This window comes from Synergistales bacterium (assembly GCA_021736445.1).
Lineage (GTDB): Bacteria > Synergistota > Synergistia > Synergistales > Aminiphilaceae > JAIPGA01.
Map to the genome: position 1 here is coordinate 1 of JAIPGA010000076.1, position 12,744 is coordinate 12,744.

Genomic DNA, 12,744 nt, shown 5'->3' on the forward strand with positions numbered 1-12,744 from the left:
CGGCGATCTGCGCCGGCATCGGTGCCGGCCAGGGATTGCCGGCAAGCCCCAGGGAGGTGGCGTTCACCACCATCCCCGGCGGCCGCTCCGGCAGCTCCCCCCAGGGGAGCACCGTGATCGTTGCGTTCTCCGACAGGGACCGCAGATCGGCGGCCAGACGCTCCGCCCGATCCCGGCCGCGGTTGCTCACCGTCACCGGACCGTAGCCGTTCCGGGCCAGGACATAGCCCGCGGCCCGGGCCGCCCCGCCGGCGCCCAGCAGCAGCGCCCCCCTGCGGGGAGGTTCCAGCCCTTCCAGCGTCCGGGCGATCCCCGCCACATCGGTGTTGTAGCCGCAGGTCATCCCGGGGGCGAAGAGCACGGTGTTGACGCTGCCCAGCGCCCTGGCCTCCGGGGAGAGGCTGTCCACCGCCGCGGCGGCCTCCTCCTTGAAGGGAACCGTCACGTTGCAGCCCCGGCAACCCAGGGCGGCAAGCCCCCGCAGCGCCGCGCCGAAGTCACGCCGTTCCACCCGGAAGGCCAGATAGGCCATGTCCAGATCGAGTCGGCGGAGCGCCGCACCCTGGATCACCGGGGAGAGGCTGTGGTCCACGGGGTCGCCCAGCAGACAGAGGAGCCCTGTGGCGGCAGTGGCCATCAGCTGTCCCTCCCGGCCACGGCGGCCATGTCGTCGAAGAAGCCCGGATAGGAGACGGCCACGCAGTCGGCGCCGTCGATCTCCACCGGCCCGTCGGCGGCGAGGCCCGCCACGGCCAGGGCCATGGCGATCCGGTGGTCGCCGCGGCTCTCCACGGCGCCGCCGCGCAGTCTGCCGCCGCCGCGGATGGTCCAGCCGTCGTCGTGCTCCTCCACATCCGCACCCAGAGCCCGCAACCCCTCGGTCATGGCGGCGATCCGGTCGCACTCCTTCACCCGGAGCTCCCCGGCACCGCGGATCTCCGTGGTCCCCTCGGCCTGGGTGGCGGCCACCGCCAGCACGGGCAGCTCGTCCACCATGGCCGGGACCTCCGCCGCGCCGATCCGGATCGCCCGCACCGGCGAGGAGGTCACCGTCAGGTCGCCCACCGCTTCGCCGCCCGAGGTGCTCTCCCGGCCCCAGGCCATCTGGAGCCCCATCCGCCCCAGCGCATCGAGGGATCCCGTCCTGGTGGGGTTGCGCCCCACGCCTCTGAGCGTCAGGGAAGAATCGGGGAGGATGGCCGCCGCCGCAACCCAGAAGGCCGCCGAGGAGATATCGCCGGGCACCCGCATCTCACCGCCGGGGATGTCGGGGAAGGGGTAGACCGTCACGCTGTTCCCCTTGCGGGTGATGGGCACGCCCAGGTAGTCCAGCATGATCTCCGTGTGGTCCCGGGAGGGCAGCGGTTCGGTGACCGTCACGCTCCCCCGGGCGGAGAGCCCGGCCAGCAGCAGCGCCGTTTTGACCTGGGCGCTGGCCTGGGGAGGCGTGTAGCTGCCCCCCGTCAGGAGGGTGCCCCGGATGGAGAGCGGCAGCCTGGTGCCGCCGTCCCGCCCGTCGATCCGGGCGCCCAGCGTCCGCAGGGGGTCCACCACGCGGCTCATGGGCCGGCGGCGGAGGCTCTCGTCGCCGGTGACCACCGAGAAGGCCCCGGGGATACCGGCCAGCAGGCCGCAGAGCAGCCGGGCGGTGGTCCCGGAATTGCCCGCATCCAGGGCGGTCTCGGTCTCCCGGACCGGTCCCCCGCCGCCGACCCGCACCCTGTGGCCGTCGCGTTCCACCCTGCAGCCCAGCTGCCGCAGGCACTCCAGCGAACTGGCGCAGTCCGCGCCGGGGGCGTAGTTGGTCACCTCGATCCCGCTGCTGGAACGGGCCCCGAGAAAGGCCGCCCGATGGGAAATGGATTTGTCGCCGGGGGGTGTGATCTCCCCCTGCAGGGACCGCGCCGGAAGGACGCGCCGTGCCGCCTTGGTCGTGATCATTCCTGTTCCCTCCTCTGGTCCGCCTGGAGGCTGTTCGGCACCCCGCCGGACCCTCCGTCCTCGCTGTCCGGTTCCACACCGGCCAGGATCGCTGCTCTGATTGCGCCCGCTCGGTCGCAGAGCGCTTCTATCTCCTGCGGCGAGGCCCGCCGCATCCTTTCCAGCAGCCCGGTCAGCTCCCGGAGCACCGCCCCTATGGCCTCGCCGTTCCGCTCCCAGACATCGGCGGCCAGCCAGGATGGCCCGGAGGCCACACGGGTGGTGTCCCGGAATCCGCCCCCCGCCAGCGCGGGGAGTTCGGGGAGCGCTTCCAGCTCCCCACCTGCCGTCAGCGCCAGCGCCGAGGCCACCAGCATGGGCAGATGGCTCACGCAGGCCGTGATCCGGTCGTGCCGCTCCGGGGAGACCTGCAGCCACCGGGCGTCCAGCGCGGCGGCGAGCTCTTTCCCCAGCTGCAGCGTCTCCGGCGACGTGGCGCCGGAGGGCACCAGCGCCACGGTGGCCCCGCGGAAGAGCGCGGCATCGGCGTTGTCGATCCCGCCCCGCTCCCTGCCCGCCATGGGGTGGAACCCCAGATGTCTGTCACCCCACAGCGACCCGAGCTCGTCACTGACCCCGGCGCGGACGCTTCCTACATCGAAGAGCGCCCGCGGCCGGTTCCCGGCCGACGCCGCCTGCCTGCCCAGCGGCACCAGCCGGCGGATCGGCGCGGCCAGTACCAGCAGATCCGTCCCGGCCGCCAGCGCCTCCAGCGTGGGGGCGCTGCGGGTGATGATCCTGCGCTCCAGGGCACGGTCCGTCACCGTCCTGTCGATGTCCCAGCCGGAGACCTCACGGCCCCCCCGCGCCAGCGCCGCCGCCATGGAGCCGCCGATGAGCCCCAGGCCGGCGATGCCTACATGACAGCCTTCAAGCCGCATGGCTGCTCCACAGGCGCCAGAGCGGCGGTGATCCGCCCGGCGGCCTCCATCAGGTGGTCGAACTCCTCCAGGGTGAGCGTCTGGTGGCCGTCGCTGAGGGCCAGGTCGGGACGGGTGTGGACCTCCACCAGCAGGCCGTCGGCACCGGCAGCCAGGGCGGCCAGACTCATGGGGGTCACCAGATCGCGCTTGCCCGTGGCGTGGCTGGGATCCACCAGGACCGGCAGATGGGTGAGGGACTTGACCAGCGGAACGACACTCAGGTCCAGGGTGTTCCGGGTGCTCTTGTCGAAGCTGCGGATCCCCCGCTCGCAGAGCATGACCCGCTCGTTCCCGCCGGCCAGGATGTACTCCGCCGCCTGCAGCCACTCGTCCACCGTGGCCATCATGCCGCGCTTGAGGAGCACCGGTGTGTCCATCTTGCCCAGCGCCTTGAGGAGCGGGAAGTTCTGCATGTTCCGGGCGCCCACCTGGAAGACGTCCACCTGGGGGGCCATCAACTCCACGTCCTCCGGGGCCATGACCTCGGTGACCACCGGCAGCCCCGTGGCCTCCCTGGCCTCCCCGAGGAGGGCGATCCCCTCGCTGCCCAGCCCCTGGAAGGAGTAGGGGTTGGAGCGGGGTTTGAAGGCGCCGCCGCGGAGCGCCGCCGCGCCGCTGGCCTTGATGCCCCGGGCCGTCTCCAGCAGCAGCTCCCGGGTGTCCACCGAGCAGGGCCCGGCGATGACCGCCGCCTCGCCGCCGCCCACGGTGACGCCGGGGGCCATCTCCACCGGTTTCGCGTCGGGGAAGGTCTCCCGGCTGGCCAGCGGGTAGGAACAGGCGGTCTCCGTCACCCGGCGCACCCCCGGCAACGCGGGGATACCCTCCCATCCGCTGCCCTTCCTGCCGTCGCTGACGATACAGGCGCCGCCGCTTCTGGGCACCACACGCACCTGCCGGCCCCGTCGTTCCTCTCGTTCGCACACTCTGGCGATATCAAGACTGCTGCTGCTGTTCTCCATCTGAATGATCATCATCACAAACACTCCTCTCTGCTCCTCCGTCCCCCATGAGGGAATACGAAAAAGGCCGGAACCTGGATTGTTGGAAATCCGGTTCCGGCCTTTGTGCTTACGCTACGCCTGGGCTGTTCTTGCGGGAATGCTAGGGTGCTGGAGGCCCCTCACGCGCCGATAACGGATTTCCACGTACTGGCAGGCCACTGGCGTAAAACCGCCACTGGCCGTCGGTAAAGTAATAATAATAGCTATCAAGGCGCGCTGCGAGCTGCTGCCGTATCGTGGCCCGGTCCGTCATCGATCTCACTCCCTTCACTGCGGTAAATAAAATGGGCGTTTCTTATTGAGCCATTGTAGGGGGCTTTGGGGATTTGTCAAGCCCCCTGGCAACCTGTCTCCTCGATCCGGGGCAGAGATCGTGCCGCCCATGGAGACAGGGGAACCGTCCCTCCGCATCCGCGGAGGTTGTGCATAACGGGGCAGATCACGGCAGCCGTTCCTGTCCCCTGTGGCTCATCCGGCGTCGGCGGTCCGGCCCCTCCGGACACCCTACACCGGGCGTTGCCGGGACTGGGATGCACAGTGCCTGTCGAGCATCTCCCGCAACGCATCACGGCTGACCGGCTTGGCCAGGTAGCCGTCCATCCCTTCGTCCAGGAAACGGGCGTCGTCGCCCTCCATGGTGTAGGCGGTGAGGGCGATCACGGGGACATCGGCGGTGTGGGCGTACCGCTCGTGGTCCCGCAGCTCCCGCAAGGCCTGGAGGCCGTCCATGACGGGCATCTTGATGTCCATGAAGACGCAGTCGAAACGCTGCTGTTCCACCATCTCCAGGGCCTTCCGGCCGTTTTCCGCCGTCGTCACGGTGCAGCCCTCCTTTTCCAGCATGCGCCGCACCGCAATCCTGTTGACGGCGTCGTCCTCGGCCAGCAGCACCGCCGGGGCCCTCTCCTCTCCGGGCGGCGCGGGCGCGGGCCCGGGCTCCGGCCCGGCGCCCTCCCGGGCCTCCCCGGCCAGGGGAAGGGAGAGGGCCACCGTCACGGTGGTGCCCTTCCCCTCCTGGCTCTGCAGGTCAAAGGAACCGCCCATATGATCCAGCAGCTCCTGCACCATGGCCAGGCCGAGGCCGGCGCCCTCGCGGCCGCTGGAAGGCTGGTCGTCGCCTACCACAAAGGGCTCGCGGATGCTCTCCAGTTTGGAAGCGGGGATGCCGATCCCCGTGTCGGTGATGGTGAACCGCAGCGTGCAGGTTGCGGCGTCGGCCTCCCAGGCTTCCGCGTGGAGCCGCACCGAGCCTTCATCGGTGAACTTCATGGCGTTGCCGATCAGATTGGACAGCACCTGGGAGAGCCTGGTGCCGTCGGTCGTCACGGCGGAGGGGACGCTCTCGTCCATCCGGCAGTCGAGCGCGATGCCCTTCCGCTGGGCCGTGGGCTGGAAGAGATCGCAGACCGAGCGGACCACCTCGCCGGGGTTGACGCGCTCCTCCAGGAAGGGGACGCTGTCGGCCTCGATCCGTGCCAGGTCGAGGATATCGCCCAGCAGCTTGATCATCCGGCCGCTGGACTGCAGCGCCAGGTCGATGTACTCCCGCTGGGACTCGTCGAGCTCCGTGTCCCGCACCAGCTGGAGCATCCCCATCACCCCGCTCATGGGGGTGCGCACCTCGTGGCTCATGTTGGCGAGGAACCGGGTCTTCGACTGGCTGGCCGCTTCGGCTTTCTTCCAGGCCTCCCGCAGGTCCGTCACATCCGTGCCGTACTCCACGATGCCGAAGACCTCACCGCTCTCCTCGTCGGCAATGGGCGCGATGAACAGCTTCAGCGCCCTGCCGGTGAGCACCTCCCGGGGATCGCCGGGGGCGGTGATCTCCTCTACGGTCTCGCCGGTCTCCATCACCTGCTGTATCCGGCACCAGGGGCAGGGGGAGTCCCGGTCCATGAAGACCTCGTAGCACCAGCGGCCCTCCAGCTCTTCCCGCTTCAGGCGCCGCCCTCCGGCGAGCCGGAAGTTGCTCAGGTTGGTGTGCAGGATCCGGTAGTCCCTGTCGATCACCGCCACGGCGCCGGGCAGGGAGTGGATAATGGACTGGAGGATCACGTTGTTCCGCCGCAGCTTCCGCTGGGCCATCACCTCGCCGGTGAGGTCCAGGGTCATGGCGATGATGCCGTCGAACTCGTCGTGCTCGTCGTAGATGGGCACCGCGTCGATGGAGAGATAGACCGTCCTGCCGTCGGGCCACCGGATGGCGTGCCGTATCCCCTCCACCGACTCCCCCGTCGCCTTGACACGCTGGAAGGGGAGCAGCCCGGCGGGGAAGGACCCGCCGTCGAAGTCGGTGATGTGCCACTGGGGATCGTCGTAGGTCCGCCCCTTGATCACCGACCGGTTCAGGCCGAGGACCCTCTCGGCGGCGGGATTGGCGTAGGTGATCCCGCCGTTGCGGTCCACAAAGACAATGGGCGCCGGGTTCCGGTAGAGGATCCGCTTGTACTGCCGCTGCACCAGCTCCCGGCTGCGCCAGGTGAGCCGTTCGGGGGTGACGTCCAGCAGCATGCCCGCCACCACCTGACGCCCATCGTCTCCGGTGGTCACCGTGGCGGTCATCCGCAGCCAGACCGGGCTCATGTCGCGGGAGAGCATCTGGAACTCGAAGGGCGGGTGGCCTCCCTGCAGCACCTGCCTCAGGACCAGAGAGACAAAATCGGCATCCACCGGTGCGATGCCGTCGGTCAGGAGGGTGCCCTCGTAGTGTCCCGGAGGGAACCCCGTCAGCTGCTCGATAGCGTCGCCGATGGTGCGCACCCTGCCCTCAGGGTCCAGTTCTACGGGTACAGCCCGAAGCTCTCCGAGAAGCTCTGTCGCAAGCCGCTGGTCCATGTCGTCACCACGCAATCCCTGTCGTCGTCGGCCCGCCGCAGGCAAGCGAAGCCTTGCACTGCTTTGCAATAGCATCACTCATGATATGGTACAGCACAGAGCTCGACGACGCAACAGGCACTTCCGTGGTGCACAGGGACAACGCGCTTCCGGTCTCCGGCGGAAGCCATGGAAACCGGCCCATGCCTACCCGTCGTTTTGGTAGAGGAAGCAGGCCACATGGTGGCCGCCCCCCACATCCCGGAAGACCGGATCCTCCCGGGCGCAGCGCTCCATGGCGCAGGGGCAGCGGGTGTGGAAGCGGCAGCCCGGCGGCGGGTCCACCGGCGAGGGGACGTCGCCCTCCAGGTGGATGCGCTCTCTGCCGCTCTCGGGATCCGGGTCGGGGATGGCCGAGAGCAGCGCCCTGGTGTAGGGATGCAGGGGGTTCCGGAAGAATTCTGCCTTCTCCGCCAGCTCCACCATCTTCCCCAGGTACATCACGGCGATGCGGTCGGAGATATGACGGACCACCGAGAGGTCATGGGAGATAAACAGATAGGTGAGCCGCAGCTCCTCCTGGAGGTCTTTCAGGAGGTTCAGCACCTGGCTCTGGATGGAGACATCCAGCGCGGAGACCGGCTCGTCGCAGACCACAAAGCTGGGTTGCACCGCCAGGGCCCGGGCGACGCCGATGCGCTGCCGCTGCCCCCCGGAGAACTCGTGGGGGTAGCGCAGGCGGTGCTCCGGCCGGAGGCCGCACTTCTCCAGGATCTCCACCACATAGTCGTCCAGCCCGCGCTCCCTGCAGAGCCCGTAGTAGCGTACCGCCTCGCCCACGATGTCCCGGACGTTGATCCGGGGATTGAGGCTCCCGTAGGGATCCTGGAAGATGATCTGCATCCCCCGCCGGACCCGGCCGGGATCCCTGGCCAGCAGCTCCGCCACGTCCTCCCCCTCGAACCACACGCTCCCGGCGGTGGGCGGCAGCAGATGGAGCAGGGCCCGCCCGGTGGTGCTCTTGCCGCAGCCCGACTCCCCCACCAGCCCCAGGGTCTCCTGTTTGTCCACATGGAAGGAGACATCGTCCACGGCCCGCACGTTGGCCACGGTACGGCGGAAGACCCCCCGCCGGATGGGGAAGTACTTCTTCAGTCCCCGCACCGTCACGTATCCCTGGTCAGGATGCATCGGCGCGCTCACCTCCTTCCAGCCCCTCGCCCTCGTAGAGCCAGCAGCGGCAGCTCCGGCCGTCCCGCAGCCGGTAGAGGGGCGGTTCCTCCCGGGTGCAGCGGTCGAAGCACTGGGGACAGCGGTTGTGGAAGCGGCAGCCCGGCGGGAAGGCCAGCGGGTTGGGCACCACGCCGGGGATCACGTCCAGGCGCTCCCGGTCCTCGGAGATTCTGGGAATGGAACGAAGCAGCCCCTGGGTGTAGGGATGCCGGGGCTCGCGGAACAGAGACCGGACCGACGCCTGCTCCACCACCTTGCCGGCGTACATCACCACCACCTGCTGGGCCGTCTCGGCGATCACCCCCAGATCGTGGGTGATAAAGATCACGGAGGAGCCGAACTCCTCCTTCAGGCTGTTCATCAGATCCAGGATCTGGGCCTGCACCGTCACATCCAGCGCCGTGGTGGGCTCGTCGGCGATGAGCAGGGCGGGGTTGCAGGCCAGGGCCATGGCGATCATGGCGCGCTGCCGCTGCCCGCCCGAGAGCTGATGGGGGTACTCCTCCGCCCTCCTGGCGGCGTTGGGGATGCCCACCAGATCGAGCATGGCCACCGCCTTCTTTCTGGCTTCCCCTCCCCCCAGCCTCCGGTGCAGCATCAGGGGCTCCATGATCTGTCTGCCCACGGTGTAGACCGGGTTGAGGCTGGTCATGGGCTCCTGGAAGATCATGGCGATGCGGTTCCCCCGGATGGAGCGCATCGCACCGGGGCTTTTGTCCAGCAGATCCTCCCCTTCGAAGAGGATCCGTCCGCCGGCGATCCGCCCCACCGGCCTGGCCACCAGCCGCATGATGGAAAGGGCCGTGACGCTCTTGCCGCAGCCCGACTCCCCCACAATGCCCAGCGTCTCCCCGGGTTCGATGGAGAAGGAGACCCCGTCCACCGCGCGGATCAGTCCGCGGTCGGTATCGAAAACAGTCTGGAGCGATTCGACGTCGAGCAAGGCCATACCGATCACCTACCGCTTCAGACGCACGTCGAGGGCGTCCCTGAGTCCGTCGCCGAGGAAGTTGAAGGCAAGCACCGTATACATGATGGCCACCCCGGGGAAGATGGCCCACCACCACTTCCCCAGCCCCAGGTACTTCTGGCCGCTGGAGATCATGAGCCCCCAGCTCGGCGTGGGGGGCTGGGCGCCGAAGCCCAGGAAGGCGAGCCCCGCCTCGATCATGATGATGGACCCCATGCCGAGGGTGGCCTGGACGATCACCGGAGCGATGGCGTTGGGCATGATATGGACGAAGATGATGCGCCGCGCGGGCATCCCCAGTGCCCTGGCGGCCTCCACGAACTCCCGCTCCCGCAGGGAGATGAACTGCCCCCGCACCACCCGGGCGATCTGCACCCAGTTGACCAGGCCGATGGCCACATAGACCACGATCATGCTGGGGTTCCGGAAGACCGCCACCACGGCCAGCACGAAGAGCAGAAAGGGGAAGGCGAAGACCACGTTGATGAGCCAGGAGATAAGGTCGTCCACCCATCCCCCCCTGTAGCCGGCGACGGCCCCCAGGGGCACGCCGAGACAGAGGGAGACCAGGGTGGCGAAGATGCCGATCTGCAGGGAGATCCGGGCGCCGTACATGATCCGGCTCAGCACGTCCCGGCCGTACATGTCGGTCCCCATCAGGTGCTCCGCCGAGGGAGCCGCCAGCTTGGCCGCCCGCCCCTCCGTCCAGATCAGCTGCCTGAAGGGGTCGTAGGGCGCCAGCAGATGGGCGAAGAGGGCCACGAAGACGATGGAGACCACCATAACGAGCCCCAGCATGGCCAGTCTGTTGCGCCGGAAGCGGAGCCAGGCCTCGTACCAGAGGCTGTTGCCGTAGCGTTTCCTGGATGGTTGTCCGGTCTGTGTCATGGCACCCTCCTAATCGTACCGGACCCTGGGGTCGATGAGCCCGTAGGAGATATCCACCAGGATATTGACCACCAGGAAGATCAGGGCCATGGATATCACCGTGCCGCGGATCATGGGGAAGTCGCGGGCCACCAGGGCGTCCACCGCCAGTCGGCCGATGCCGGGCCAGGCGAAGATGGTCTCGGTGAGCACCGCCCCCGACAGGAGGTAGGAGATCTGGGTTCCTACGATGGTGATCACCGGGATCAAAGCGTTTTTGAGGGCGTGCCGGCCCACCACCACCCTTTCGGCGAGCCCCTTGGCCCGGGCGGTGCGGACGTAGTCCTGGCTGAGCACCTCCAGCATGCAGGAGCGGGTGAGCCGGGCGATGAGCGCCGCAGGGCGGACACCCAGGGTGATCACCGGCAGCACCAGGTAGCGCCAGCTGCCGTCGCCGTAGCCCACGCCGGGCACCCAGTCCAGGGAATAGGCGAAGACAAGCAGAAGCAGCAGCCCCACCCAGAAGACCGGGGCGCTCACCCCCGAGATGGCGATGAACATGGCCGAGTAGTCAAAGATGGAGTACTGCTTGACCGCCGAGACAATCCCGGCGACCACCCCCACGATGGTGGCCAGCACCATGGCCCAGAAGGCCAGGCGGAAGGTGGCCCCCAGCCGGTCGAGGATCGCCGTGGTCACCGCTTCGTTGTTGCGGTAGGACGTGCCGAAGTCCCCCCGGGCCACATCCTTGAGAAACCGGAAATACTGCTGGTGGAGCGGCAGGTCCAGGCCGAGGTCGGCCCGGATCTTCGCCAGCGTCTGGGGATCGCCCCGCTGTCCCATCATCAGACGGGCGGGGTCGCCGGGAACGACCGCCATGAGGATGAAGACCACCGTCACCACGCCCCAGAGAACGGGGATGGCGTAGAGCAGCCTCCGGATGATATAGGCGAGCATCGGAACACCTCCAGGCATACGCGAACGGGAGGGGGGCCCCTCCGTGGACCGCCCCGGTGCGGGGAACAGACCGCCGGAGGGGGGCGGTCCCCTCCGGCGGCTTTCCGCTGACCTGACGGTCTACTGCCTGGCGGTCCAGACGTTGTACAGCGGGGTGGCATAGTCCCCCATGGCGGGCAGGTGGACGTTCTCCACCCAGTCCTGCACCAGCAGGCTGGTGGTGTAGTGGAAGAGGAAGATCCAGGGGGCGTCGTCGACGATGATCTGCTCGGCCTTCTGGTAGAGCTCCTTGCGCTTCTGCTGGTCCGTCTCCACCCGGGCCTCCTTGAGCAGGGCGTCGACCTCCTCGTTCTTGTAGAAGGAGTAGTTGCCCTTGGGGCCCCAGTTCTCGGAACTCAGGAGCACGTAGAGGAAGTTGTCGGGATCGGCGTAGTCCACCACCCAGCCCATGCGGAACATCTCCGTCTCGCCCCGCTCGGCCAGGTCGAGGTGCACGCCCCAGTCGAGGACATGGATATCCAGTTCGATCCCCAGCTGCATCAGCTGCCCCTGGATGGCCTCGGCCACGGCCTTGTGGCGGGGGTTGTTGTTCACGTTCAGCCGGCAGGAGAAACCGTCGGGGTAGCCCGCCTCGGCCATGAGCTTCCTGGCCTTCTCGGGATTGAAGGAATAGCCCTCCAGATCCTCGTTGTAGGCGAACATCCCCGGAGGCAGCACGCCCTTGCCGGGGTAGTAACGGCCCTCGATGACCAGATCGTTGATCATCTCGCGGTTCACAGCGTAGTTCAGCGCCTGGCGGAGCTTCTTGTTGTCCTTGAAGGGCTCCTTCTGGTTGTTGAAGCCGTAGTAGTAGGTCCCCAGCCAGGGACGCTCCTGCAGCTGGGAGCCGAACTCCTCCTTGGCGGCGCGGTAGTACTCGTCGGGGAAGTCGGGGAAACAGTCGATGTTGCCCTTCTTGAACTCCTCGTAGGCCACGGTGTTGTCGGGGATGATCACGATCTCCACACCGTCCAGGTAGGGAAGCTCCCGGCCCTCGGCGTCGGTGCGCCAGTAGTCGGGATTCCTCCTGTAGACCAGGTTCTGGTCGTGGTTCCACTCCTCCAGGATGAACGGTCCTGTCCCCACGGGGTGGAAGTTGAAGTCCTTGCCCCAGTGCTCGGCGTCCTCCCGGGGCACCACCATGAAGGAGTTGTAGGCCAGCACGGCCACGAAGGGCGCGAAGGGATACTCCAGCTCGAACTGGAGGGTGTGGTCGTCAACCACCTTGATGCCGGTCCACTCGTCGGTCTTGCCGTCCACGAAATCCTGGTAGCCCTTCACCATGTCGATGAAGTAGGCCCGGGGCGAGGTGACCTTCACCAGGCGCTCGAAGGAATACTTCCAGTCCGAGGCCACCACCTCGCGGCCGCCGTTTTTCGTCGGCTCGCCCAGGGACTCCTTCTGGAAGTGCACGCCCTTGCGCAGGTGGAAGGTGAAGACCGTTCCTCCCTCGGAGCCCTCCCAGCTCTCCGCCAGCCGGGGGAGCAGCCCCTGGCCGTCGGGATCGTTTTCCACGAGCATGTCGTACATCAGATAGAGATTCCGGCTGGAGACGGTGTCGGTGGCCATGGCGGGATCGAGCTTGGGGGGGTCGTTGATCTCGCGCCACCGCACCGTGCCGCCGTAGACGGGATCCTCCGCCGCGCAGGCCGCTCCGGCCGCCAGGAGCATCCCCAGACCCATCACAAGGACCGCAAAGAGTGCAACACGCTTCTTCACACAGGATCACCCTTTCCTCATCGGTTGGTTCCGTGTCCCTTCCCGCACCCGCGGACTCCCCACCACCTCCTCCACCGCGAGCCCAATCAAGATGGAATAGAGTCACACATTCTTGCGGTCAAGTATAACACCTGCATCCGGTTCCGTTGTGAACAAAATTCTACATATCTTTCGCTATCGATATACCAGTCGTCGCCAGAGTGGGTATCCAGAAGCCGAGGTCCGGGCGATGCCCGGA

The 12,744-nt window shown here is 67.8% G+C and carries 10 protein-coding genes; all 10 read right to left on the bottom strand.

Annotated elements, in window-relative coordinates; translation table 11 throughout:
- Window positions 1–637 (bottom strand): shikimate dehydrogenase (locus K9L28_09920; GenBank protein ID MCF7936643.1); only part of this gene is annotated, 637 nt, incomplete at its 3' end.
- Window positions 637–1,941, bottom strand: coding sequence for a 3-phosphoshikimate 1-carboxyvinyltransferase (gene aroA, locus K9L28_09925; GenBank protein MCF7936644.1), 1,305 nt, complete (start codon window positions 1,939–1,941; stop codon window positions 637–639). The genes aroA and K9L28_09920, both read right to left, overlap by 1 nt.
- Window positions 1,938–2,861, bottom strand: a complete 924-nt coding sequence (locus K9L28_09930) for a prephenate dehydrogenase/arogenate dehydrogenase family protein (GenBank protein ID MCF7936645.1) — start codon at window positions 2,859–2,861, stop codon at window positions 1,938–1,940. Before K9L28_09930 ends, aroA begins: the two co-directional genes overlap by 4 nt.
- Window positions 2,837–3,880: a 3-deoxy-7-phosphoheptulonate synthase gene (gene aroF, locus K9L28_09935; protein MCF7936646.1), complete on the bottom strand. Its 1,044-nt coding sequence runs from the start codon at window positions 3,878–3,880 to the stop codon at window positions 2,837–2,839. Before aroF ends, K9L28_09930 begins: the two co-directional genes overlap by 25 nt.
- A gap of 531 nt (window positions 3,881–4,411) precedes the next feature.
- Window positions 4,412–6,742, bottom strand: coding sequence for a PAS domain-containing protein (locus K9L28_09940; GenBank protein MCF7936647.1), 2,331 nt, complete (start codon window positions 6,740–6,742; stop codon window positions 4,412–4,414).
- A 186-nt stretch (window positions 6,743–6,928) separates the two neighbouring features.
- Window positions 6,929–7,912: an ABC transporter ATP-binding protein gene (locus K9L28_09945; protein ID MCF7936648.1), complete on the bottom strand. Its 984-nt coding sequence runs from the start codon at window positions 7,910–7,912 to the stop codon at window positions 6,929–6,931.
- Window positions 7,902–8,903: an ABC transporter ATP-binding protein gene (locus K9L28_09950; GenBank protein ID MCF7936649.1), complete on the bottom strand. Its 1,002-nt coding sequence runs from the start codon at window positions 8,901–8,903 to the stop codon at window positions 7,902–7,904. The genes K9L28_09945 and K9L28_09950 overlap by 11 nt, the downstream gene beginning before the upstream one ends.
- A gap of 9 nt (window positions 8,904–8,912) precedes the next feature.
- Window positions 8,913–9,812, bottom strand: a complete 900-nt coding sequence (locus K9L28_09955; protein ID MCF7936650.1) for an ABC transporter permease — start codon at window positions 9,810–9,812, stop codon at window positions 8,913–8,915.
- Between the two features lie 9 nt (window positions 9,813–9,821).
- Window positions 9,822–10,748 (bottom strand): ABC transporter permease, encoded by a 927-nt coding sequence (locus tag K9L28_09960; protein ID MCF7936651.1) that lies wholly within the window; start codon window positions 10,746–10,748, stop codon window positions 9,822–9,824.
- A 120-nt stretch (window positions 10,749–10,868) separates the two neighbouring features.
- The gene (locus K9L28_09965; protein ID MCF7936652.1) at window positions 10,869–12,470 is read right to left on the bottom strand and encodes an ABC transporter substrate-binding protein; all 1,602 of its coding nucleotides are present in this window, start codon (window positions 12,468–12,470) and stop codon (window positions 10,869–10,871) included.
- Window positions 12,471–12,744: the final 274 nt, after the last annotated feature.

Coding starts and splice junctions, on each gene's coding strand:
- aroF (MCF7936646.1), bottom strand. CDS start 3,880: ATGATGATCATTCAGATGGAGAACAGCAGCAGCAGTCTTGATATCGCC.
- K9L28_09940 (MCF7936647.1), bottom strand. CDS start 6,742: ATGGACCAGCGGCTTGCGACAGAGCTTCTCGGAGAGCTTCGGGCTGTA.
- K9L28_09965 (MCF7936652.1), bottom strand. CDS start 12,470: ATGGGTCTGGGGATGCTCCTGGCGGCCGGAGCGGCCTGCGCGGCGGAG.
- K9L28_09930 (MCF7936645.1), bottom strand. CDS start 2,861: ATGCGGCTTGAAGGCTGTCATGTAGGCATCGCCGGCCTGGGGCTCATC.
- K9L28_09955 (MCF7936650.1), bottom strand. CDS start 9,812: ATGACACAGACCGGACAACCATCCAGGAAACGCTACGGCAACAGCCTC.
- K9L28_09945 (MCF7936648.1), bottom strand. CDS start 7,912: ATGCATCCTGACCAGGGATACGTGACGGTGCGGGGACTGAAGAAGTAC.
- K9L28_09960 (MCF7936651.1), bottom strand. CDS start 10,748: ATGCTCGCCTATATCATCCGGAGGCTGCTCTACGCCATCCCCGTTCTC.
- K9L28_09950 (MCF7936649.1), bottom strand. CDS start 8,903: ATGGCCTTGCTCGACGTCGAATCGCTCCAGACTGTTTTCGATACCGAC.
- aroA (MCF7936644.1), bottom strand. CDS start 1,941: ATGATCACGACCAAGGCGGCACGGCGCGTCCTTCCGGCGCGGTCCCTG.